Here is a 23,718-nt window from a genome sequence, read left to right as displayed (position 1 = left end):
AGTGGCAGCCCACGCCGTTTTCATTTTCCCTTCCACTCCGCAACAATCGGCCCTATTGCCAGATTGAACCCTCACTCCTGCGGGTGGTGGGTAAAGGTCGTTTATGCCATCCACCCCTCATTTCATTGTCGCCATCCCGGCCCGCTACGGCTCCACCCGTCTGCCCGGCAAACCACTCCGTCCCATTGCCGGTGTGCCGATGGTGGTGCGCGTGACCCAGCGCGCTTTGCTCGCCGGTGCCTCGCAAGTGGTGGTGGCGACAGATGATCAGCGTATCGTCGATGCCTTGTCGGGGCAGGGCGTGGATGTCTGTATGACCCGCAGCGACCACGCCTCCGGCAGTGACCGCTTGGCGGAATGCGCCGCCCATTACGGCTGGTCGGCAGACACTATCGTGGTGAACCTGCAGGGTGATGAGCCCTTTGCGCCCGCTGCAGGCATTCGCGAAGTCGCTCAGGCTCTGGTCGAGGATGATGCGCCGATGGCGACCCTTGCTACCCCAATTGCCGATGCCCACGAGTTGTTCGATCCGAACGTGGTGAAACTGGTACGTGCCTCGAATGGCCGTGCCTTGTATTTCAGCCGCGCGCCGTTGCCCTGGGCACGTGACGCCTTTGCCGCGAACCGCGACACGCTGCCGAAAGACCTGCCATTCCTGCGGCATATCGGCATCTATGCCTACCGTGCCGGTTTTCTGCAGCAATACGCCAAGCTGACGCGCACGCCGCTGGAGCACGCCGAATCGCTCGAGCAGTTGCGCGTGCTGGAACACGGCTATCCTATTGCTGCGCGCCTGACGCCCGAGCCTTTCCCGCCGGGCATCGATACCGAAGCCGATCTGCAGCGCGCGGAAGCATGGGTGAGTAGTCAGTCGTGAATGTTCGCAACATTTTGTTTGTTTGCATGGGCAATATTTGCCGCTCGCCTTTGGTGGAGGCAGTGGCGCGCAAGCGTCTGACCGAAGCAGGCTTGAAGATCCCGGTGGCCTCATGCGGTACGGGTGGCTGGCATGCCGGCGAGCAGGCTGATCCGCGCATGCGTGCGGCGGCAGCGGGTGCCGGTTACGAACTTGGCACGCATCGCGCACGCCAGCTTACGGCTGCGGACTTCGAGCGCTACGACCTGCTGCTCGCCATGGACAGCGACAACCTGCGGGAAATGCAGCGCATGGTGGCACCCGAAGCGGCCAAGCGCGCTGCGCTGTTTTTGGAATGGGCGGGGCTGGAGCCGCCGCACGAATTTCCCGACCCTTACTATGGGGAATTGACCGGTTTCGTACAGTCCATTGTGCTTGCCGAACAGGGCGTGCGCGGGCTGATCCAGCGCCTAAGCACAGACTGAACCCTCAGCCTGCCTCCGACACACAGCCCGAATTGTGCAGAGACTGTAGACACGCTCCATAGCGCGGGAATCACCCCAAACGAGCTAAAATCTGCGGTATGCAGCCCGCATCCCTCCAGGCCTTCGATGGCAAGGTCTTCGTCAGCACGCTTACCACGTCGCCCGGCGTCTATCGTTATTTCAACGAAGACGGCGAACTGCTTTACGTTGGCAAGGCCAGCAACCTCAAGAAGCGCGTCGGCAGTTATTTCCTGAAGCCGCGCATGGAGCCGCGCATCGCCGCGATGGTGTCGCAGATTGCCCGCTGCGAAATCACCGTCACACGCACCGAAGCTGAAGCGCTGCTGCTGGAATCGCAGCTGATCAAAGCGCTCAAGCCCCGCTACAACATTCTGCTGCGTGACGACAAAAGCTATCCATATATTTATTTGTCCGGCAGCGAGGAATATCCGCGTCTTGCGTTTCATCGCGGCGCACGCAATCAGCCGGGACGTTACTTTGGTCCGTTCCCCAGCGCGTTTGCGGTGCGTGAAAGCCTCAACCTGATGCAAAAGCTGTTCAAGGTGCGGCAATGTGAGGACAGCTATTTCCGCAACCGCTCGCGACCATGCCTGCAATACCAGATTGGCCGCTGTACAGCGCCGTGCGTGAGCCTGATCAGTCCAGAGGATTACCGCAATGATGTGCGTTATGCGGAGATGTTCCTCAATGGCCGCAGCAGTGTGGTGATCGACGAACTCGCCAGCGCGATGGAACAGGCCAGTGCCGCGCTGAACTTCGAACGTGCAGCCTCGTTGCGCGATCAGGTCGCAGCGTTGCGCAAACTGCATGCGCAGAACCACGTGCAAGGCGCGACGGCGGATATGGACGTGATCGCGTGCCGCATCGAGGCCGGCATTGCGTGTGTGAGCGTGCTGTTCTTCCGCAATGGTATCAGCCTGGGCACCCGCGATTTCTATCCGCGTTTGCCTCTGGATGCCGAGCCGGCAGATGTGTTGGCGCAATTCATCGCCCAGTACTACCTGGATCGCCCGGTGCCACGCGAGATCATCCTTGGCGAGGCCATCCCGGACGAACTATTGCTCAGCGAGGTGCTGACTCAGCAATGCGGGCATGCGGTGGAGATCAAGACGCGTGTGCGCGGCGATCGCGCACAGTTCCTGCAGATGGCAGAACGCAATGCGCAGGCCTCGCTCACCTCGCGCATCGCCAGCCGTCAGACGTTGGGGGCCCGGTTCGAAGATCTACAGAATCTGCTTGGCCTGGACGAACCGCCGCGCCGCCTTGAATGTTTTGATATCAGCCACACGCGCGGCGAGGCGACCGTGGCGTCCTGCGTGGTGTTCGGTCCGGAAGGGCCAGAAAAGTCGCACTATCGCCGCTTCAACATCGCCGGCATTACACCGGGCGACGATTACGCCGCCATGCACCAGGCGTTGACCCGTCGATTCCGCAAAGTGGCCGAAGGCGAGGGTGCGCGGCCGGATATCCTGCTGATCGACGGTGGCAGCGGACAGGTCGCCCAGGCACTGGATGTACTGCAGGAACTGGGCGTTACCGGCATCGAGGTGATCGGCGTGGCCAAAGGGCCCGGTCGCAGAGCTGGCGAGGAAACCCTGATCCTGGCCGGCTCGAATCGCGAGATCCATCCCGGGCCCAGTTCGCCGGCACTGCATCTGGTGGCGGCGGTGCGCGACGAATCGCACCGTTTCGCAATCAGCGGCCACCGCAAACGCCGCGAGAAAGCACGCGAACGCAGTGTGCTCGAAGACGTGCAGGGTGTGGGCGCACGCCGGCGAACCGCTTTGCTGAAGGCTTTTGGTGGTCTGGCAGGAGTGGAGGCGGCCGGCGTCGAAGAATTAATGCAAGTGAAAGGGATTGATCGCGGCCTGGCCGAACGCATTTATGACGCACTTCACACCTGACGCTGCACACTCACTAACGAGCTTTTCTGCCTCCTCCCGTCGGGAAGGGGTTGGGGTGAGGGGGCCAGCCTTGCGAAAACTCACGTGATGTATTTTCCCCCAACATGCGACACTGAGGAAAAACGGAAGCAACCGATGCGCATCAACTTGCCGACCTGGCTCACGCTGTTCCGCGTAGCGCTGCTGCCGGTCATGGTGATGGCGTTCTACTGGCCATTCAGGGGCCACAACATCACCGCTGCCATCGTTTTTGCTCTGGCCGGCATCACCGACTGGCTCGATGGCTATCTGGCGCGCCGGCTCAACCTCACCTCCAAGTTTGGCGCCTTCCTGGACCCGGTTGCCGACAAACTGATGGTGGCGGTCACCCTGTTCATGCTGGTGGAAACGCACCGCGGTGGCTGGCCCGGCATCGTGATGGCGGTGACCTCCGCCATCATCGTCGGTCGCGAGATCAGCATCTCGGCCTTGCGCGAATGGATGGCCGAGATCGGCATGCGCGCCACGGTGCGTGTGGCCTTCTTGGGCAAGTTCAAAACCGTCATGCAGATGCTTGCTTTGATCGTACTGATCCTGCAGCACGAAAAAGACGCCGAAGCCTTGCGCCTTTACCACATTGGCGAGGGCCTGCTGGTGATCGCCGGAATCCTCACCATCTGGTCGGGCCTGTATTACCTGCGTGCCGCCTGGCCGGCCCTGCACGACGATCCGATTCCGGTTATCGAGCAGGACAAAAACGCTTGACGGTTTCGTTTCACACGTTAAAATGCGCGGCTCCGATGCGGGAATAGCTCAGTTGGTAGAGCACGACCTTGCCAAGGTCGGGGTCGCGAGTTCGAGTCTCGTTTCCCGCTCCAGATTCCAGACAAGGCCCCAGGCCAACGCCCGGGGCCTTGTTGTATCAGTACTTCAAGTATGTACGGCAAGTAGCTTGAATTACTGAAAAAAAGCAGGGCCGACTATTCACATCGGAACAGGTTCTGCTATAGTTACACGCTCCGATGCGGGAATAGCTCAGTTGGTAGAGCACGACCTTGCCAAGGTCGGGGTCGCGAGTTCGAGTCTCGTTTCCCGCTCCAGTTTCATGTAAAACCTCGGCCTACCGGGGTTTTGTTTTTTAGGGAAGTCTTGATCCGGTAAGATTGAGGGTTCCAGCAATGGCCGGGTGGCAGAGTGGTCATGCAGCGGCCTGCAAAGCCGTGTACGCCGGTTCGATTCCGACCTCGGCCTCCATTGCGAAATTTGAAAAAGCGCCCTTGTGGCGCTTTTTCTTTGCCGGTAGGGAAGGTCTGCTACGGGTTGAAATCGGACATTACGTTAATTTAGCAAAGCAGCGGCTCAAATTCTGGGAATGTTGCCGGATGAGATTTTCAAAGAGAGCTCGCTGCGTCAAGCCAGAAAAGGCCGCTTTTGAGCGCCCTTTTCGTGCCGGTAATGCTGGCAATGGTGGGTCAATTCGATCAATGTGGTGCGGATATTTCATTGGCCCGTGCGCGTGTGTCGTGATGCGTCCCGCATAGGGTGACTTGAACGAAGTTGATCGCTATTCCACGAGATCCAGGGAGTAAATGGGATGAACGCACGCGATGCCCAATTCTACGCGCGAGTGGCTGGAATCCTGCTGGTTGTTTCTCTTGTTGCTGGCGGATTCGGTGAGTCTTATGTGCCGGACAAGCTGATGGCCGCAAACGACCCAGTGGAGGTGGCACGCACCATGGCGGCTTCCGTTGGATTGTTTCGCGCCAGTTTCGCTGTCTACCTCATCGAGGCGATGTGCGATGTCACCCTGACAGCGATTTTCTACATCTTGCTGCGACCGGTCAGTCGCCCCCTATCGCTGATCGTTGTTTGCTTCGGGATATTGTCGACGGCCACATTCGCTGCGGGCGAGATCTTCTACTTTTCCGCTGCGTTGCCGGTGATCGATTCGGATGTTGCTAAAGCCCTTACACCGGATGCCCGTACAGCATTCATCTATCTTTGCCTCACCGTGTATGGCTACGTCTTCAGTATCTTTGCTGCTTTTTATGGTATCGCTGTCATGTTGCGAGGTTACCTGATCTTCCGCTCGGGCTATCTTCCGCGTGTGCTCGGCGCACTGATAATGCTGGGCGGCGCCAGCTTCATAGTTAAAAACTTCACCGCAGTGCTGATGCCGCAATGCGACTCTGCGCTGATGGTGTTACCCATGTTGATCGCCATGGCAAGCATGGCATTTTGGTTCATCGCGAAAGGCATTGATTGTGCCGGCTGGCAGCAACTGCAGGGTGTACAAGAGCGCTGACAAGATGACGAGGACCGATGTTTATTTCGGGTAAAACTGCGTCATCGAAATTCGCGCTTTCTGTTTTCACACGGCATCGCTCAAAAGAAGACTTGCTGATGTACGACCTGCACAGTGCATAGGAAGTCATCGCAACGCTCACTCCGTACGCGTTGCGACGACCGGTGGTACCGCCGCAGCACGGAGTGCAGGGGCAAGCACGGCCAGTTGTCCGAGCAGCCAGAGCGCCACCACGCTGATGGGCAGGTAATAAACGGGCAGACGTGGCAGCTCGTAAGACAGCATCAGCCAAATGTTCAGGCCATACGCAAGCAGCATGCCGAGCATCACACCTATGCTTACGATCAGAAAATTCTCGGTCTGAAAGTAGTGAAGAATGTCGCGCCGGGTTGCACCTAGTGCGCGGCGCACGCCTATCTGCCTTCGCCTTTGGGCCACCCAGAAACTCGCAAGGCCGACGATACCGAGTGCAGTGACCAGCAATAATGCGCCAATCACTCCCAGGAGGATGCCGGTCATTGCCACGTCTTGTTCGAAATAACTTTTCCGCAGTTCACCGATCGAACGACTTTGTTCCCAATCGAGTACGGCGTCGGGGGCGGCTTTTACGACAGCAGTCCGTGCGTCGCGTAACACTCGTGATAACTGTTCGGGCTGGGCGCGAATGAGATAGTTGCCGGCCAAATGCTTGCCTGGCATGCCTGGTACAAATACCGACCACTCCCGAGTCGCCGGTCCGCCTTCACCGCCGCCGGGCCGTGCCAGGTGTGCCAAGACGCCAGCGACGCGATAGTGGAATTTGTCCATCCAGAATTCCTGGCCAAGTGGATCGGTACCGGGCCAAAGATGGTCAGCCAATGCTTGCGTCACCCATGTAGGCGCTTCAGCTGGAATGAAGTCGTGCACGGGGCGGTAGTCATCCGCCTGAGGCATGGCACCTTGCACCAGTTTCAGTCCCAATGCCTTGAAGCTGCCCGGTCCGCCGACATAGAACTCGACCACACCTCCGGGCCTTTGATTGGCAGCATCCAGATGAATACCCGCATTGCCGTAATGCTCTCCAAATGGCACTGCACTGATTACGCTGGCCGATTGCACACCCGGAATCTGGTTGATTGCCGACAAAATGCGCGCATTTAGATCGGAGGCGTTGCAGTCATCGCAATCCACCTTGATCTGCGCCAGAGAAGCCTCGTCTACGCCGCTGTTGATGCGCATCTGGTCGAGCCGGTAGGCAATGAGAAAACAGGCATTGCATAGCACCGCGCAGGCCAATGCGATCTCCAGGGCGATGAGCATCGTTGCCAGGCGATGGCGGCGAAGGGCGGAAAGAATGGGCGCAATGTGCATCGTCAGCATTTTCATAGCGTCTTCAACTGCAGGGCAGGGGCTACACGGCTGGCTCGAAAGGCCGGTAGTAGTCCGGCAAAAAGCGTTGCTGCGATTGCGGCTGCAAACGTCGCCATGAACATGGGAAGATCCAGATGCACCAAGTCCGCGTATGCCGTTGGCTGCCGACGCACGATCCACAGTCCCAGCAACGTCAGCAGCCAGCCGCCGAAGCCGCCCAGTAATCCGATCACTGCCGCCTCCACCAGGCATTGCGTGAAGACGGCAGTGCGTGTCGCGCCCAGCGCCCTGCGCACACCAATTTCACCGCTGCGATGCAGGAACTTGGCCAGCAGGAGTCCCACGGTATTGAACAGGCAGATGACAAGGAAGGCGAAGGCGAGCCAGGTCTGAAGCTTCACGTCGCTCGGTACAACGTGATTGAAATCCAGCCACGCCATCAGGTTTCTCATCCGGGTATTGCCGGCATGGTTGAAACGTCCAAGCGTCATTTGCTGTGCGGCATAGTCGGCCGCAAAGCGTCGATACGCAGACACCTTGGATGCATCGTCCAATTGCACCCACAGACTCACCCATAAACACGGCCAATCTTGCTGGTGACCATTCAGATCAGGAACGTGCCAGCAGGTGAATTGCTCAAAGTGATCCTGATTGATGTCTTGCCCGGTGGAGAACGGGATCATGACGTCCTCGGGCTTTGTGTAGAAGTCCGCGGTATCTCCGTCCGAAAAGCGTCCGCCAGCCACGTCATAAAACAACGGTGAAGGGCGCCATGGTTTGAGCACTCCCACGATGCGCACATCGCTGTCGCGAATACGCAAGGTGCGGCCAACGCTGTTTGTTCCGCCGAATAGCTTGTTGTTCAGATCACTGGAAATGACCGCCACTCTTGTCCGAGCTTCGTCATCTGTTCCCGCCCAGGCCTGACCGTACTGGAAAGGGACACCGAACATGGGGAAGAAATCCGACGTGGTCGCCAGCATGCGCAGTTTTAGCGCGGGGATATTGACGTCTGGTGCCACGACTCGAACGTCGCCTTTCGCAATAAGCGCTTGTCGATCGGCGCGGTGCGCGGCCCAAAGGTCGACGGCGGAACGGTAATCCATCACGTCGCGAGGTTCATGATCATCTTTATCGTCAGGATCTGGATCCACCTGCGGATAGAAGAGCTGCGCACTGCGCCCGGGAAGCGGATCGCCGGTGAGGATATGCATGACCGTGAGGGTGGTCATGCTCGCGCCGATGCCCACGGCGACCGCCAGGATCATCAACGCAGTGAGCACTGTGTTGCGTTTCAGACTTTGAAACGCCAATAGCACGTAGTAACCGAACATCGATGCTCCTCTCCCCACATCCACGACTCATGCCGCTTGCAGCACTTCCATCGAGCCTGGCCCAGGTCGACCAGGCAAACGCATATGCGATCTGATGGCATGTCCTGACAACCCGCCGCATTGGCCCCCGATGGGAGCCAGCAAACCGCATGCCATGGGAACAGACCTCGAGAAGATGTCTATATATCAAGGCGATGTATGCGGCGCCTTAGAGAAGTTGGGTGTCCGCGGACATTCGCACGGACAGCCGGACACGGACTGTGTTGCAGATATGGCTAGGCCATAGCTGCGCAGACTCGTTTGACTAGATCTGCCATAACCCGTGGTCATTGCCACCCTGGATATAGATGGCAAATGTGCCGTGACCGGGTATCTTCAGGGGTGGGTGAGCGATCTCACCACCTGCCTGAACGACAGCGATGATGGCTGCTTCGATGTCTTTCACCAGCCAATAGGGCCGTACCACTGGCGCCTCGGTCTCGCGTAAGGGGGCACGTACGCCGACTAGCCCGCCGCCAGCCAACGCGGCGGTTCGTGCGTTGCCGAGTTCTGCGTCAGGCTCGCCGAATTGCACCCCGTTAGTTGACGCGTATGCCGCGCATACTGCGTCAACGTCCTTTGTCACGATTTCGAGATATTGGATCCGCATGGCTCTCAATCTCGCGTTGATGAGGGGCGGTCACAAAATCAGGCTATCTCTTTGCCGTTTGCATGGGTGATGGCGTCTTTCCGTGGCGCCGGAGGATACGCATCCAGAACCAGCACTCGCAGGCGATACCCGCCATGAAAAGTGCCGCGCCGTAGCCAGTCATGCCGGCGGCATAGAAAACAAGGGCGGCAATGAGGATGGTGGCTGTAAGAAGATAATGCTTCATGCGGCCTTCGATGCGAGTTCGCGGTGACGCGCCCGAGCATACGCCTTTGAGTCAATGCGGGCATCCTCATGCCTACCCGCCGACTACTTTCCTCACCTTATCGTCGTGAAGGAAGCTTGCCGCGATTCGTCCCTGTCGGTCCTCCACTGGTCCCTGCGCTCTGTCCATTCATCACCTGCCGTATGGCTTAGCAAGCGACGATCATTGAGTATGTCGATCCAACGATTTCAAGAGGCTTTGCCGTGCGTCGTCGCGATCTACTCAAGGCTGCATTGGCTGCACCCATCTTGCCCCTGGCGCTTTCCTCGAATACGAAAATGCGGTTTGAGCAATCTTTGCTCAAACCGCGCGTTCGTCCCAGAGATACCGATTGGCCGGAGCCTGCACATTGGGAAGAGCTGAAAGCGCAGGTCGGTGGACGCCTGATCGTGCCCCAATCACCCTTTGCTCAAGGTGGCGCGGCAACGGCGCAAGCGCTCAAGTACATTCACAATCCCTATTACGTGGGCGATGAGCCTGGCCTGACGCAAACCAGCGGCTGGTTCGGTGCATGGACTTCCCAACCCAGCCGCTATGCGGTGGTTGCGGAGGGTGCAGGCGATATGGTGGCCGCGGTGAATTTTGCGCGCAAACATCGCCTGCGCCTCGTCGTTAAAGGCGGCGGCCATAGCTACCAAGGTACATCTGACGCGCCAGACTCGTTGCTGGTATGGACACGCCGTATGCGAGGGATCCAACACCATTCGGCCTTTGTCGGGCAGGGATGCGAAGGGCACGTCGAACCACGGCCTGCGGTCACGCTTGGTGCGGGTTGCCTATGGATGGATGCTTACGAGGCAGTCACTACGCTAGGCGGTCGGTATGTCCAGGGTGGCGGCTGTCCAACGGTGGGTGTTGCCGGACTTGTACAAAGTGGCGGTTTCGGACATTACTCCAAGACCTTCGGCAGCGCTGCCTCCAACCTGCTGGAGGCGGAAGTGGTGACGGCTGATGGACAGATCTGCATTGCCAACGCATGCAGCCATCCTGATTTGTTCTGGGGGTTGAAAGGCGGTGGTGGTGGCAGCCTCGGCATCGTCACGCGAGTGACCTTGCGCACCTTCGAGTTGCCGAACTTTTTCGGTGGTGTCGGCGGCGAGATACGTGCTCCGAGCGATGGTGCCTATCGCGAGCTGATCGCACGCTTCTTCACATTTTACCAGTCGCAACTCTTTAATCCGCACTGGGGCGAACATATTACGTTGCGCTCGGATAACGTGCTTAGCCTTACGATGATGTTCCAAGGGTTGGACGCATCCACCGTTGAACACATCTGGGCGCCGTTCCTGGAATGGGTACGCACCAATAAGTCGTATCGTTTCGATAGTGATGTGAGCGTGCTGACCCTCCCAGCACAACATCTGTGGGATGGCGCGTATTTCCAGAAGCACTTTCCAGGCCATGTGCGGTTCGACGATCGTCCTGGTGCACCCGCCTCGAACATGCTCTGGGATGGTGAACAGAACGAAGTAGGCCGGTTTATCCATGGCTATCGCTCAGCGTGGCTGCCGGCGGCACTTTTGCAGCCTGACCGCCGCGACAGTCTGATCGATACACTTTTTGATGCATCGCGCAGCCGCAGCATTGAGTTGTACTTTGGCAAAGGGCTCGCGGGTGGTCCGTCAGATGCGCTTTTGCGCACGCGCGATACGGCGATGAATCCTCAAGTGCTGGATGCCTTCGCACTGGCAATTCTGGGGGCGGATGCTGATCATCCGGCTTATCCAGGCATGCCAGGCGGGAGCATCGATACCGAAAAAGCGCGTCGTGACATCCACGATCTCGACCAGGCGATGAATGCTATTTATCGATTGGTGCCTGACGCCGGAAGTTATTTCTCGGAAAGCGATTACTTTCTGCGTGATTGGCAAAGCCGATTCTGGGGGACGAACTATCCTCGATTGGCTGCCATCAAGCAGCGCTATGACCCATTTGGTCTTTTTGTCATTCACCATGGCGTGGGCAGCGAAGCTTGGCGTGACGATGGATTCACGCCTGTCGCAGGTGCGCGTCAGACTTTGTGATGTTTCATATCGACGTCCTGCTTCGTTGGGGTGGATTCCGCCCTTAAGCTGAGGTTCGCTGCTATTTTTTCAAAGCTGCATCTGCGCGCTGCTTCGCCAGTTGTGCCTCGAAATTTTCGCGTGCATCTGCCGCATAAGCGCGGCATCCCGTGGGATCTATCAACGCATCCGCATCGCCTTGTTCACGCTTGGTCACACGCTCCCAGAAATTCACCATTTCCGGATGCGGACCGAGCGCGATGTCGCAAGATAGCGCTGCGACCTTCGCGAAGCTGGATTCGAAATCCTTGACGACATCTGGATACTTCGGGTTGCCGATCAATTTGAAATCGGGTGCTGACAGGCTGCCGATATCGACCATATGTAGACAGCGACCGCCTTCGCATGATGTCCAAGTCCACGTCGTGTTGCCTTTGGTATGGCCGGGTGTCGAGTATGCGGTCAGCACCAGATTGCCCAAGTGCAGGCTTTCGCCATCAGTCACCGAGCGCGACACATCCACAGGTGGGAACCGGAATCTATCGCCGTATTCCGGGTCGTCATGACCGCCGCGCGCCAGCAACGGAGTATCTTCGGCGTTCGCGATCACCTGCGCCCCCGTATCGTGCGCGAGTTGCGCTATGCCCCCGGCATGATCGCAGTGCGCGTGCGAATTAAGTATCCATTTGATGTCGCGCAGATGGATGCCGAGATTTTGGATGTTGGCTTCGATCAGTGACGTGTGCCCCGGCACGCCTCCGTCAATCAGAACATCGCCCGTAGGGGCGGTGATAAGCAAGACGGTGAGGCCGCGCGGCCCGACATACCAAGTATTACCGTAGATGCGAAGCGGTTCCTGCGGAGTGGTCCATGAGGGATCGTTCGCACATGAAAAATCATCCGCTGTGTTCACTTGCCCTGTCGAGGACGGTTGCGTACACGCACTTAGCGCGATCAACCCGGAGACAAGAATCGTCGTTATCAACACGCGCATACGGCAATCCTTTTCTTGGAGAGGGGCAGGATTGACGCCCAGTCGGGCTTATCGCGTACTCAACTCTGGCATTTCGCAGGTCAAGTCTGGCGTTTTGCAGGCCAAGGTAACTGGATGCCAACGAAAAGCGGACGAGAATTTGTTTGCTGTTGTTACGGGTGGGTGACGCCATCCTCCGGTCGACTTGAGGCATTCAGTTTATAAGCATTCGCGCGTTCCAGGATCGCGATGGCTTCCTGGTAGATCATAGGTACCGGAGTTGGCAGATTGGGTTGCTGGCGTGATGCCTCAAAATCTCCCTTCGCGCCGGCTAGCAGCTCATCGATAAGGCCGGGCTCGTTCTGATCCATGCGTTGAAGCAAGCACAGGAGAAGATAAGAACATGCATGAGCCTTGGCATCTGCCGAGGTGAATTCGCGAGCCATGATTTGCTCCTGCCTGAGTATGGAAGATTGTTTCAAAACCTAATGACTTCTTGCCATCATCGCTGTGCCTTCGCGCATGGTATCGGCAAGTTTTTGCATCAACCGGGGCAAGTTGGTGCGTTCTTCTTCTGTCCAGTCTTGCAGAAGCTTGCTCAGCAGACGTCTGCGCGCATTGACGATAGCTTCGATCGTACGCGCGCCGGATCGAGTAATCGTGGCTTCCTTGATGCGCAGGTCTTCCTTACTTGGGCGGCGCTTCACCAGGCCGAGTTCTTCGAGCTTTGCGATTTGACGACTGATAGTTGATGCATCCCGGCCGACCAGTTCCGCCAGTTCTCCGACACCCAGGGCCGGGGCGTGATTCAGGCACACGAGCAGCGGAAACAAGGCCCGATCCAGCGTTACGCCCGCTTCGCGCAGCAGGATCTCGTCCTGACGAGGACTGTTCATGCAGCCCATCAGGTCGAGTAGGGCTGCGGCGAGTGCATCAACATTATTTGTACCGTACATGCTTTACTTTCCGAAAGGCGTGACCTATATTATGTGTATGGTACATGCAAATGAACGCAAAGACATGCCTGACGAGCAGAAACCCGTTGTTTTACTGATCATGGGAAGCGTCCGTGCGGGGCGGAATTGCCCTCGGATCGCCCATTGGGCCGCCCGCATTGGGCATGCAAGCACTGATCTCGCCTATGAAGTGATTGACCTGGCGGACTGGTCGCTTCCCATGGACGACGAGCCTGGACTTCCGCATGCCGGGGAATACATTCAATCCCACACTCACGCTTGGAGCGAGAAAGTCCGGAGCGCGGCTGCCGTGGTGTTCGTGACGCCGCAATACAACTGGGGTTATCCCGCACCGCTGAAGAATGCCATCGATCATCTTTACAGCGAGTGGCGTGGCAAGCCCACCGCTATCATCAGCTATGGCGGTCATGGCGGAAGCAAGTGTGCAAAACAACTCCGGCAGGTTGGCGCGGGGCTGAAGATGCGTGTGATGACGACTGCACCAGCCCTGACGTTGTCGGAAAAGGTCATCCACCAGCAAGTCGAACTGGATCCGGAAGTGGATCTTGCTTCCTATGCCGGTAAGGTGAGGAAGGCTTTCAAAGAACTGAGTGCTGAGATCCGTCAGCAGGGTGATCGGGGTAAGTCGCGTTACGCTGCGGAAAGACTCTTGAAGGCCGTAGCCAAAGTCCGCAAGGCATTTCGCGAACGGCGATCGTTGAGCGCGGAATAAAGCACTACGTCCTGGCTGGGTAGCGACGGCAGTGACAAGGTCGGGCCTACATCGATGGTGCCGGTAGGCGCAGTACGGCGAGCGATCACCGCGATGGCAAGTCCGGCGGCGGCAGCAGCGCCGACGACAGCGGCTCCCTTGCCGATGAACACTTCTATCCAAGGTATGCCGGCTTGATCGAGCGCACGTACGGCCGCCGTGCGAATGCTGCACGACTCGCCTTGTGTCGACAACGGCAGAGGCTGGCCTGCCTTTGGCTGCCAATGTGCTGCGCCGATCCAGGCAAAGCTTTCGGTAAAGATGGTTTCGCCTTGGCTGCTGCGGTTTTCCTGTTGCAGCACCATGGCGGCATCGAGTGAGCCTTCCTCGTACGCCTGCATCACTTCGCGTGAACCGGCGATGCGCATTTCGATCAGCAATTGCGGGTCGTGTTCGTTCATGCGGCGAAGCAGGGCAGGTAGTTCGCTGCCGACGATCTGCTGGCTGATGCCGATGGTCAACCGGCGCTGTTCGATCTGGAAAGAAGTCACTGCACGCTCATGCGCGCCGACCAGGGAACGCGCGGCATCGAGAAATACGGCGCCTTCTACTGATAGCCGTACTTGTCGCGGGGTGCGCTCGAGCAGGCGCCGGCCGAGCTGCGTTTCCAGCCGACGTACCTTCAGGCTGACAGCCGATTGAGTGGAGTCGAGCGCTTCCGCCGCGCGGGTGAAGCTCTGCAGATCGGCGATCAATACAAAGGCTTTGACGGCATCGAGATCCAGGGCTCTCATGAGTTCAGTCATGTCATTTTGTAATGACTGAAATATACATTAATTCGATTTACCCATGTCAGGGGGTGGACTAGGCTTGCCTCTTCCCCATCGGATCAGGTGTTTTTATGCGTCCACATGCCATCTTTAGCGTGTGCAGTTCCCTGCTGGCGGTCATGATCGGGAGCCAGGCCAGCCTCGCTGCGGATGCAACGCCTTCATTGGAGGGAACCTGGACCCTCAAGGCCGCCTACGACCTGCACAAGGACGGCAGCAAAACCTTTGGATTCGGCTCCGCGCCGGCTGGCCTGCTGATGATCGATCACGAGGGGCGCTATTCCCTGCAGATCTACCGCAGCAATGAACCCACTTATGCGACCGATGCGAAGGGTGTTCGCACCGAATTCAAACCTGCGGAAATCGCCAGCACGCACTACGGCGAAGTCCATCTGGACTCGGCCACCCACATGGTCACGTTCAAGATCGAGCGGGCGTACAACCTGCGCTGGAACGGTACCGAGCAGGTGCGGCCTTACATGCTGTCCGCCGATGAACTGAGCTACCAGGTGCCCAAGCAGCCAGGAAGCGACACGGTGGCCGTATCGGTCTGGCAACGTGCTCAATCGATGCACTCCAGGAGTGATCCCTGAGCGATTGCGTACAAAGTATTTGCTAAGCCAAAACCGCTAGCCTTACGCATTGCTCAATAACGACTTGAGGCTTGCGGGTGCGGTTGTTCCAGCTGGCGTTACATTACAAAATGATGTCACATGCGCGTCTGTGGCGCGCATGTGCGTGGGCGTGCTTGTCGCTGTGCGCGGGTTGCGCCACGTATGCGCCGCAGCCATTGGGTGAAGGGCACGGTGTCCAGGATGTGTCGCAACTGTCCGCAAGTACTGCGGACATGCCGCTGCCGGCGCTGCGCACGCACCGTTTCGATCCCTCGCAGGGACTGGACTCGACGGACGTGGCGATCTTGGTGGTCGCCAACAATCCTGATCTGAAGATCTTGCGCGATCAGCTGGGCATTGCCCGCGCCCAGGCATTTGCCGCGGGGCTGCTGCCGGATCCGCAAATCGCCTTCGGCAAGGATTTTCTCGCGCACAAGCAACCAGGCTTCACCAGCGCGTTCAACTATGGCATCAGCGAGGACGTAAGCAGCCTTTTGACGCTTTCAGCACGCAAAACAGCGGCGAAGCGTCAAGCTGATCAAGTCAACCTGGATCTGCTGTGGGCCGAGTGGCAGACCATTGCGCAGGCGCGTCTGCTCTTCAATCAGGTGCTGTCTCTGCGTGCGCAACATCAGGAGTTGGCCGCCGAGCAGCATGCGCTAGCGCCCGTTGATGGTTATGTACGCAATGCCTTGCAGCAAGGCAACCTCACCTATGACAGTGCCAGCGCTGGTTTGAACGCTTACGCAGATGCCAACAAGCGCTTGTCGGACTGCACCGTCCAATGGCATCAGGCCGAACATGACTTGCGCCTGCTGCTAGGACTTTCACCCGATGCGCCGCTCCATTTGGTGGAAGAACCGTTCGTGGCATCGCCGACGAAAGAGCAGGTGCAGTTCGCGTTGGCTAGCTTGCCGCAGCGGCGTCCGGATCTGCTCGCTTTGCAAGCGGGCTACAAAGCGCAGGAAGCGACGTTGCGCGCGGCGATCCTGGCGCAATTTCCCGCGCTCAATCTCGGGATCAACCGGCAGCGCGATACCAGCGATGTGCTTACCAACGGGTTCACCATTGGCTTGACCTTGCCGCTGTTCGATCGCAACCGCGGCAACATCGCCATCGAACGCGCGACGCGGCAGCAGTTGAAAGATGATTACGAAAATCGTGTCCTCACCACACGCAGCGATATCGAGCAGCTGATGGCCGATCTTGAAACGCTGGGACGGCAGCGTGATCTGCTGCAATCGCAGTCGGCACGCCTGGATGAAGCGCGTGACGCCGCGGAAGTCGCCTGGCAAAAAGGACTGCTTGAGTGGCCCACCTATCTTTCCATTCGTGCCAATGCGCTTAGTGCAGATATGGATTTCATCGCGGCACGCGACCAGCAATCGCAACAGGCGATCGCGCTGGAAACCCTGCTTGGCGATACCGACCTTCAACCGCCTTCCGTAGCAGCCACGCCATGAATCGATTGCTCTTGACTCGCGCCACGCTGGTGGCGCTACTTGCCTTGCTGGCCGGATGCGGTAGTGGCGGTGCATCCGACGATGACGACAAACCAGACGTCAACGGGAAGGTGCTGATCACTACAACGTCGCCGGTGAGTCAGACCTTCCATGACACCATTCAGGCTTGGGGTACGGCGGTGGGCGATCCGCATCGGGCCAGTGTCATCAGCCTCGGTCATGGTGGCCAGGTGATTGGCGCCGAAGTGGTGGCGGGACAGGCTATGAAGCGTGGACAGGTGTTGTTGCATATTGCACCAGATCCGGTCGCACGTAACACCTATCGACAGGCGCAAAGCGCGCTGACGCTCGCTGGCGGCGAATTGAAACGCACCGAACAGATGGCGGCGCAACATTTGGCCACCCAATCGCAGCTGGCGGCCGCACGCAAAGCGTTAGACGATGCGCAAGCCGCGTTGGACGCGCAACGCGCGCTTGGCGGTGGCGATGCCGAAGAAACCATCAACGCGCCTGCCGATGGCGTGGTGACGGCGCTTAGCGTCAATCTTGGGGATCGCTTCCAGGCCGATGCTGGCTTGCTGACGTTTACGCCTTCGCATGGTCTGATTGCACGTCTGGGCGTGCAGCCCGAAGACGGCCCGCGTCTGAAGATTGGCATGCCTGTGCAGGTGCAGGGCGTGTATGGCGATGCCACCGCATTCAATGGTCGCATCGACATGGTGGGGCAGGCAGTGGATGCCCAGACGCATCTATTACCACTGCAGGTGGCGTTGCCTCCGGAAGCCAGTTCCTCCCTGGTGGCTGGCGCGGCTGTGCAGGCCAACATCGACACGGCCAGCTACACCGCCTGGGCATTGCCGCGTGACGCTGTGTTGCATGATGACAAGGGCGACTATGTCTTTGCCGCGGATCACGATCACGCCAAGCGCGTCGACGTGAGCCTGAAGCATCCCGAAGGCGATACGGTCGGCGTGGACGGCGCGCTTGACGGCAAGATGCGCATCATCGTGCTCGGCAGCTATGAGCTGGACGATGGCGATGCGGTACGTGAGCAGCAGGAGCCGAGCAAGTGAGTATTGCCGCATGGATGCAGCGTCATCGGCGCTCGCTGCTGTTTCTGGTGCTCATGCTCGCCGTTGGCGGTATAGCCAGCGCCATCTTCATGCCGGTGGCCTTGTTCCCGAACGTCGCGTTTCCACGCGTGCAGCTTGCGCTCGATGCCGGTGATCGTCCGGCTGACCAGATGGCGATCGAAGTGACCACGCCGATCGAGGATGCGCTACGCCGTGTACCCGGCGTACGCGATGTGCGTTCGACGACCAGCCGTGGCAGCGCCGACATCGAAGTGACCTTCGACTGGGGTACGGACATGAGTCGGGCGCTCGGCGATATCAACGCCGCGGCGAGCCAGGTATTGCCGGAACTGCCCGCCGAGACCCGGCTGAGCAGTCGGCGCATGGATCCGACCACTTATCCTATGCTCGCGTACAGTCTGCGCTCGCACAGTTTGTCGCCGAGCGCGCTGTACGACCTTGCGCAATACCAGCTGCGTCCCTTGCTGAGCAGCATCCCGGGCGTTGCACACGTCGGCGTGCAGGGCGGTGAAATTGCCGAATTTCACGCGGATGTCGATCCGAATCGCCTGCGCGCGCAGGATCTGAGCCTGGTCGACGTGGCAACGGCAGTCAGCCACGCGGCAACCATCCAGGCCATGGGCCATGTTTCCGATCACTACAAGCTGTACTTGCTATTGGCGGACAACCAGCCAGGTACGGTCGCGACGCTGCGCAATATCGTGGTGAGAGCGGATAGTCATGGTGTCGTGCGGTTGGGCGATATTGCGGATGTGTCGCTCAGTCATGTACCGCAATGGATTCGTGTTACCGCGGACGGCCAGGATGCCGTGCTGATGCAGATTTTCCAGCAGCCGGACGGTAATAGCGTACAGATCGCGCGTGACGTGAAGCAGCGCCTGCAAGATTACGCGCCGCAGATGCCGCCAGGCGTGAATGTGGCCAATTGGTATGACCAGTCGCAGCTCGTGACGGGTGCGGCCGGCAGCGTGCGTGACGCGATCCTGGTCGGCATTGTGCTGGCGGGATTGGTGCTGTTCGTGTTCCTGCGTAACACGCGAGTGATTCTGGTGGCCATGCTGGTGGTGCCGGCAGTGCTGACCATCACCGTGCTGCTGTTACGCGTACTTGGCATGAGCTTCAACATGATGACGCTCGGTGGCATGGCGGCCGCCGTCGGTCTGATCATCGACGACGTGATCGTGATGCTGGAACACATCATGCGCCGTCTGCATGGCGCAAGCGGCGAAGTCAGCGAACGTATTGCGCGCGCGTCGTGGGAATTCACTCGTCCCCTGACGGGCTCCAGCGCGGCCACCGTAGTGATCTTTCTGCCTCTGGCGTTTCTTACCGGCGTTACCGGCGCCTTTTTCAAGGCGCTGTCGCTCACCATGGCCAGTGCATTGGTGATTTCGTATTTGTTGACCTGGATCGTGGTGCCTTTGTTGGCGGAGCGCTTGCTCGATCAGCGTCACAGTGCCGATCGTGCGCCCGGCCGGCTTTCACAGCGAGTCGCGCGTGTTTATGAAAGATGGCTGCAACGATGGTTGAAGCGCCCGGTCTGGATACTGTTGCTAGTGTTGCCGCTGATTGGCGTGGGAGTGCTGGCCTACGGACAGGTCGGTACCGGCTTCATGCCGGCGATGGATGAAGGTGGTTTCACGTTTGATTACATCTCCAAGCCGGGAACATCGCTGGAAGAAACAGGTCGGCTGCTCAATCAGGTCGAAACGATCATTCGCGAGAATCCTTATGTAGACACGTATTCGCGCCGCACGGGTCTACAACTCGGCGACGGCCTGACAGAAGCGAACACGGGCGATATCTTTGTCCGCCTGAAGCATGGCTCGCGTCCTTCCACCGAAGAGGTCATGAACGATATTCGCCAGGAAGCACAAGCCAAAGTGCCGGGCCTGGACGTGGATGTGTCGCAGCTTATGGAAGACATGATCGGCGATTTGGTCGCTGTGCCGGAACCGATCGAGATCCAGCTTTACAGCGATAACGCCGACGAGCTCAACTCGACGGCGCAGAACGTCGCCGATGCGTTGGGCAAGATCGGTGGCGTCAACGGTGTGCTCAATGGCATCAATCCCGCGGGTGATGCGCTGACCATGACCGTGGATCCAGCCAAGGCGGCGCTGCAGGGACTCGATCCGTCCAGCATTACCGATCAGGTGACGGCAGCCATCGACGGCACGGTCGCTGCGCAACTGCCAGCAGAAGGCAAGGTGATGGGCGTAAGGGTACGTTTGCCGACGACTTCATACCAGCATCTGGAACAGGTTGCTGTGTTGCCGATCCGTGCCGCAGACGGTCATCTGCTCCCGCTTTCGCAAGTGGCGAGCTTGCAGGTCGTACAAGGGCAACCGGAGATCACGCGCAATAATCTCAAGCGCATGGTGGCGGTGACCGGACGCATCAGCGGGCGCAGCATGGGCGCGACCATTGCCGATGTAAAAGCCATGCTCGCCAAGCCGGGATTGCTGCCCAAGGGCATGTACTACCAGCTCGGCGGTTTATATCAGCAGCAGCAGGAGGCGTTCCGTGGCCTCACGGTGGTGCTGTTGGCGGCGATCGCGCTGGTCTTCACACTGCTACTGTTTCTGTATGAAAGTTTCCGCGTGGCACTGACGATTCTGGCTATGCCGTTGCTGGCCATGGGAGCGGTGTTCGTCGGACTGTGGATCACCGGCATCGAGCTGAATATCTCGGCCATGATGGGCATGACCATGATTGTCGGCATCGTGACTGAAGTAGCGATCTTCTACTTCTCCGAACTGGAAGACGTGGCGGACAAGCTGCCATTGCACGATGCGTTGTTGATCGCTGCGCAACACCGTGCCCGGCCGATCTTGATGTCTACCTTGGCAGCGATCCTGACCCTGGCGCCGCTGGCGTTGGCGCTGGGTACCGGTTCGCAAATGCAGCAGCCGTTGGCGGTGGCCATCATCGCCGGTTTGTTGGTGCAGGTGCCGCTGGTGTTGCTGGTGATGCCGGTGCTATATGCCGTGCTGATGCGGTCGCGCAGAGAGCCTCAGGCGAGGTGAGTAGCTGCGAAGTTTGACTTGCCTCATCGTCATTCCGGCCTTCGCCGGAATGACGGTGAGGCAATATTGAGACACCAAGCTAAAGCAGAGCTGCCAGCTTAAGCCTTTGAAACTTCCGCCTTCACCGTTCGCTTCAACAACCACGCCAGAATGGGCGGCGTAACCATCGCCGTCAGCAGCGACATGGCCACAATGATGGCGTACATCTGGTCATTGAATACGCCTGCCGCCAGACCCAGGCTGGCAATCACCACGCCCACTTCACCGCGTGGCACCATGCCGAAGCCCACGATGGCAGCACTGGCACGTCCCAGTGACAGCGCGCCGAGAAAGCCGCCGAGCAACTTGGACACGATGGCAATCAGTGTGACTACGCCCAACGCGATCAGCGCGTCAGCGCTGGCAAGCAGATGCAGGTTGATCTTGCTGCCTGTCAGCACGAAGAAGAAGGGTGTCAGCAGGGCCAGCAGTGGCTGGAACTGTTGTTCCAACGTGTGCTGTTGGCGCGTTTCGGAAGCGATCATGCCTGCCAGGAAAGCACCGATGATGGCGGCGAGTCCGAATAACGTGGAGACGTAAGCCAGGCCCAGACACAAGGCCAGCACGATCAGCAGGGGTGAGTGCACATTGCTTGGCTTTTCGAGCCAGGTCGAATTCCAACGCATCACGCGCGTCCCGCCCCAGCCAATGACGGCGATAAAGCCGATCGCGCCAGCCAGCACCATCACCAGATGCGTGGGGTCGAAACCTCCGCCGCCCTGCAGCGACACCACGACGCCGAGCAGCAGCATGGCCAGGATGTCGTCGATCACTGCGGCGCCGAGGATGACCTTGCTTTCCACACGTTGCAGCACGCCCAGTTCCTGCAGCACGCGCGCGGTAATACCGGCCGACGTGGCGACGAACGCCGCAGCGACGAACAGCGACTTGCCCCAGTCGAAACCGCTGGCGTGCGCCCACATGACACCCATGCCGAATGGCAACAGCACGCCGAGCACGCCGACCAGGAAGGCCGCCCGCCCGACTTTCTTCAAATCTTCAAGCCGCGTTTCCAGGCCCACGGAAAACAGCAGCAACACCACGCCGATTTCCGAGAGCACATCCAGCGGCGTACCTGTGGCGATCTGCTCGGGTGTGATCCAACCGAGTAGCGAAGGGCCGATCACGCAGCCCGCGGCGATTTCGCCGACCACGCCAGGAAGTTTCAGCCGTTGCGCGATTTCACCGCCGATCTGCGCGGCGACGAACACGATAAACAGCGAGAACAGGATTTCGTTGGCGTGGTGCATGGTCGGCATCCATCGATCATGAGCATCTTTGCCATCCTACCTGCTCACGAAGCAGATCACACTGTAGCGGTCGCCTTTGGGATTTTTTCGAGTCTGGCGAAGACACGGCTGGCAACCGCTGTGATCACTGCCAGCACGATGACCGTCCAGCGGAACGCCACCACATAGGCGTCACTGCCCTGGCCATGCAGCAGTGTCTGCATCAGGATGGTCGCCAATGCGATGCCGAAACTCATCGACAGATATTGCGTGGTGGACGCCATCGATGAGGCCATCGACGCATACTTCACATCCAGGTCGGAGTAGATCAGCGTGTTCATGACGGTGTATTGCATGCCCATGAAGCCGCCATACACATACACCAGCAGAGCAATCAGCAGCATCGGCGTGTGCGGTCCGAGCAAGGCGAACATGGCCAGCAGCGCGGCGACGATCAGCGTATTGGCGAACAGCAGGCGGCGGTAGCCAAGACGTATCAGCGTCCGATTGACGGCCCATTTGGCGGTGATCGAACCGAGCGCCTGCGGCACCATCATCAGGCCTGCCATCAGCGGCGACCAGCCGCAGCCGACCTGCAGGAACAGCACGATCAGCAGGAACATCCCGCTGACACCAAGGCGGGTCAGCAGATTGCCGGACAATGCCACCCACACGCTGCGCACCCGCATCAGGCTGAGGTCCGCTACCGGGTGATCAGTGCGGCGGCTATGCCATATGTAGGCACCGCCCAAGAGCACGGCCATGGCAACCAGCGAACCCATCCAGCTCCAGCGAATGTTCTGGTCGGCCGCGAATTCGGAAGCGGCCAGCAGCAAAGCCGAAGCAGCGGCGAACAGCAGGAATCCCAGCAGGTCGAAGCGGTTGGCTGTCGATAAGCGGTATTCCGGCATCTCGTGTTGGTTGAGCCAAAGGCCAACGATGCCGACCGGCACGTTGAGCAGAAAAATCAGCCGCCAATTGGTGTATTCCACCAGTGCACCGCCCAGCAACGGACCCAGCACCGAACCCAACAAGCCAAAGGTAGCGACCGTACTCATGACTTGCACAAAGTCACGCTTTTCGATGGTACGCACCAGCACGTATCGGCCCACCGGCATCAGCGCCGCGCCACCACAACCCTGGAGTACGCGTGCCATCACCAGTTCGGGCAGCGTTTGGGAGATGCCGCAGAGCAGGGAGCCGATGGCGAACACGCTGATCGCCACACCGAATACCTTGCGTGTGCCGAAGCGGTCGCACAGCCAGGGACTGGCGGGGATCAGTATCGCCAAGGTCAGCACGTAACTGGTCAGCGCGCTGCGCATGTTCAGCGGCGTTTCGCCCAGCGCCGTGGCAATGGCCGGTACGGCGGTGTTGACGATGGTGGAATCGAGCGCCTGCATGAAGAAGGCGGCGGAAACCAGCCAGATCAGGCCGCGATAGCGTTCGCGCGACGACAGACCGCTTCCGTCCGCTACGGCCGCATCAGCGGTGGCGGTGGCGACGGAAGAGGACGGGGACATGACGTTATGATACCTGCTATGGCAGCTATTTGCCGGGTATGAGCGGTGCCGCAGTTAGCGGGATTTCATGCAGGGTGGCGACGGTCGTCACGCGTGAAACCCTTC

At 59.1% G+C, this 23,718-nt stretch carries 21 protein-coding genes and 3 tRNA genes; 14 read left to right on the top strand and 10 right to left on the bottom strand.

Going from position 1 to position 23,718, the window contains the following annotated elements; genetic code table 11:
* The first annotated feature begins 103 nt into the window (after positions 1-103).
* The 8 genes from kdsB (at position 104) to ISN74_RS10665 (ending at position 5,550) form a co-directional block, all read left to right on the top strand.
* A complete protein-coding gene (gene kdsB / locus ISN74_RS10700) occupies positions 104-877 on the top strand; it encodes a 3-deoxy-manno-octulosonate cytidylyltransferase (protein WP_188799302.1) in 774 nt (257 codons plus the stop codon).
* On the top strand, positions 874-1,341 hold the full coding sequence (locus ISN74_RS10695; RefSeq protein WP_229679154.1) for a low molecular weight protein-tyrosine-phosphatase: 468 nt from the start codon (positions 874-876) through the stop codon (positions 1,339-1,341). Before kdsB ends, ISN74_RS10695 begins: the two co-directional genes overlap by 4 nt.
* Positions 1,342-1,439: 98 nt before the next feature.
* The gene (gene uvrC / locus ISN74_RS10690) at positions 1,440-3,266 is read left to right on the top strand and encodes an excinuclease ABC subunit UvrC (protein WP_188799301.1); all 1,827 of its coding nucleotides are present in this window, start codon (positions 1,440-1,442) and stop codon (positions 3,264-3,266) included.
* A 135-nt stretch (positions 3,267-3,401) separates the two neighbouring features.
* On the top strand, positions 3,402-4,010 hold the full coding sequence (gene pgsA / locus ISN74_RS10685) for a CDP-diacylglycerol--glycerol-3-phosphate 3-phosphatidyltransferase (RefSeq protein ID WP_188799300.1): 609 nt from the start codon (positions 3,402-3,404) through the stop codon (positions 4,008-4,010).
* 37 nt (positions 4,011-4,047) lie between these two features.
* Positions 4,048-4,123: transfer RNA gene (locus tag ISN74_RS10680), tRNA-Gly, on the top strand.
* Positions 4,124-4,269: 146 nt separating this feature from the next.
* A tRNA-Gly gene (locus ISN74_RS10675) sits at positions 4,270-4,345 on the top strand.
* An 80-nt stretch (positions 4,346-4,425) separates the two neighbouring features.
* Positions 4,426-4,499 (top strand) — tRNA-Cys (locus ISN74_RS10670).
* A gap of 340 nt (positions 4,500-4,839) precedes the next feature.
* Positions 4,840-5,550, top strand: a complete 711-nt coding sequence (locus tag ISN74_RS10665) for a DUF4386 domain-containing protein (protein ID WP_188799299.1) — start codon at positions 4,840-4,842, stop codon at positions 5,548-5,550.
* A gap of 138 nt (positions 5,551-5,688) precedes the next feature.
* Here ISN74_RS10665 and ISN74_RS10660 read toward each other — a convergent pair whose 3' ends face one another.
* The 4 genes from ISN74_RS10660 to ISN74_RS10645 all read right to left on the bottom strand — a co-directional run bounded on the left by ISN74_RS10660 (position 5,689) and on the right by ISN74_RS10645 (position 9,109).
* Positions 5,689-6,900 (bottom strand): ABC transporter permease, encoded by a 1,212-nt coding sequence (locus ISN74_RS10660; protein ID WP_188799611.1) that lies wholly within the window; start codon positions 6,898-6,900, stop codon positions 5,689-5,691.
* An 11-nt stretch (positions 6,901-6,911) separates the two neighbouring features.
* On the bottom strand, positions 6,912-8,234 hold the full coding sequence (locus ISN74_RS10655; protein WP_188799298.1) for an ABC transporter permease: 1,323 nt from the start codon (positions 8,232-8,234) through the stop codon (positions 6,912-6,914).
* Positions 8,235-8,538: 304 nt separating this feature from the next.
* Positions 8,539-8,883: a VOC family protein gene (locus ISN74_RS10650; RefSeq protein WP_188799297.1), complete on the bottom strand. Its 345-nt coding sequence runs from the start codon at positions 8,881-8,883 to the stop codon at positions 8,539-8,541.
* A gap of 43 nt (positions 8,884-8,926) precedes the next feature.
* On the bottom strand, positions 8,927-9,109 hold the full coding sequence (locus ISN74_RS10645; protein ID WP_188799296.1) for a hypothetical protein: 183 nt from the start codon (positions 9,107-9,109) through the stop codon (positions 8,927-8,929).
* 242 nt (positions 9,110-9,351) lie between these two features.
* Between ISN74_RS10645 and ISN74_RS10640 the strand changes: the two genes are divergently transcribed.
* A complete protein-coding gene (locus ISN74_RS10640) occupies positions 9,352-11,172 on the top strand; it encodes an FAD-binding oxidoreductase (protein WP_188799295.1) in 1,821 nt (606 codons plus the stop codon).
* Positions 11,173-11,233: 61 nt separating this feature from the next.
* Here the strand turns inward: ISN74_RS10640 and bla are convergent, their stop codons facing one another.
* From bla to ISN74_RS10625, 3 genes are all read right to left on the bottom strand, one after another.
* Positions 11,234-12,145 carry a subclass B3 metallo-beta-lactamase gene (gene bla, locus ISN74_RS10635; RefSeq protein WP_188799294.1) on the bottom strand — a complete coding sequence of 304 codons (912 nt, stop codon included), beginning with the start codon at positions 12,143-12,145 and terminating at the stop codon, positions 11,234-11,236.
* Between the two features lie 152 nt (positions 12,146-12,297).
* Entirely contained in the window at positions 12,298-12,570 is a 273-nt protein-coding gene (locus tag ISN74_RS10630; protein WP_188799293.1) for a hypothetical protein, read from the bottom strand.
* A gap of 39 nt (positions 12,571-12,609) precedes the next feature.
* Complete coding sequence (locus ISN74_RS10625; RefSeq protein ID WP_188799292.1) at positions 12,610-13,080, bottom strand: MarR family winged helix-turn-helix transcriptional regulator; 471 nt, start codon at positions 13,078-13,080, stop codon at positions 12,610-12,612.
* On the opposite strand from ISN74_RS10625, the gene ISN74_RS10620 reads away from it, so the two are divergent.
* Positions 13,079-13,813, top strand: a complete 735-nt coding sequence (locus tag ISN74_RS10620; RefSeq protein ID WP_203546589.1) for an NADPH-dependent FMN reductase — start codon at positions 13,079-13,081, stop codon at positions 13,811-13,813. The genes ISN74_RS10625 and ISN74_RS10620 overlap by 2 nt on opposite strands.
* On the opposite strand, the gene ISN74_RS10615 is transcribed toward ISN74_RS10620, so the two are convergent.
* Positions 13,732-14,586, bottom strand: a complete 855-nt coding sequence (locus tag ISN74_RS10615; protein ID WP_188799291.1) for a LysR family transcriptional regulator — start codon at positions 14,584-14,586, stop codon at positions 13,732-13,734. The two genes, ISN74_RS10620 and ISN74_RS10615, sit on opposite strands and share 82 nt — an antisense overlap.
* A gap of 107 nt (positions 14,587-14,693) precedes the next feature.
* Here ISN74_RS10615 and ISN74_RS10610 point away from each other — a divergent pair, with 107 nt between their 5' ends.
* The 4 genes from ISN74_RS10610 to ISN74_RS10595 all read left to right on the top strand — a co-directional run bounded on the left by ISN74_RS10610 (position 14,694) and on the right by ISN74_RS10595 (position 20,822).
* On the top strand, positions 14,694-15,215 hold the full coding sequence (locus tag ISN74_RS10610; RefSeq protein ID WP_203546588.1) for a lipocalin-like domain-containing protein: 522 nt from the start codon (positions 14,694-14,696) through the stop codon (positions 15,213-15,215).
* Between the two features lie 224 nt (positions 15,216-15,439).
* The gene (locus ISN74_RS10605) at positions 15,440-16,699 is read left to right on the top strand and encodes a TolC family protein (protein ID WP_229679153.1); all 1,260 of its coding nucleotides are present in this window, start codon (positions 15,440-15,442) and stop codon (positions 16,697-16,699) included.
* Positions 16,696-17,772 (top strand): efflux RND transporter periplasmic adaptor subunit, encoded by a 1,077-nt coding sequence (locus tag ISN74_RS10600; RefSeq protein ID WP_188799289.1) that lies wholly within the window; start codon positions 16,696-16,698, stop codon positions 17,770-17,772. The genes ISN74_RS10605 and ISN74_RS10600 overlap by 4 nt, the downstream gene beginning before the upstream one ends.
* On the top strand, positions 17,769-20,822 hold the full coding sequence (locus ISN74_RS10595; protein WP_188799288.1) for an efflux RND transporter permease subunit: 3,054 nt from the start codon (positions 17,769-17,771) through the stop codon (positions 20,820-20,822). The genes ISN74_RS10600 and ISN74_RS10595 overlap by 4 nt, the downstream gene beginning before the upstream one ends.
* A 98-nt stretch (positions 20,823-20,920) precedes the next feature.
* On the opposite strand, the gene ISN74_RS10590 is transcribed toward ISN74_RS10595, so the two are convergent.
* On the bottom strand, positions 20,921-22,111 hold the full coding sequence (locus tag ISN74_RS10590; RefSeq protein ID WP_188799287.1) for a cation:proton antiporter: 1,191 nt from the start codon (positions 22,109-22,111) through the stop codon (positions 20,921-20,923).
* A 56-nt stretch (positions 22,112-22,167) separates the two neighbouring features.
* Positions 22,168-23,613 carry an MFS transporter gene (locus ISN74_RS10585; RefSeq protein ID WP_188799286.1) on the bottom strand — a complete coding sequence of 482 codons (1,446 nt, stop codon included), beginning with the start codon at positions 23,611-23,613 and terminating at the stop codon, positions 22,168-22,170.
* Positions 23,614-23,718: the final 105 nt, after the last annotated feature.

Origin of the sequence: Dyella caseinilytica (assembly GCF_016865235.1) — a bacterium.
Lineage (GTDB): Bacteria > Pseudomonadota > Gammaproteobacteria > Xanthomonadales > Rhodanobacteraceae > Dyella_B > Dyella_B caseinilytica.
This window is presented reverse-complemented; position numbering and strand designations above follow the sequence as displayed.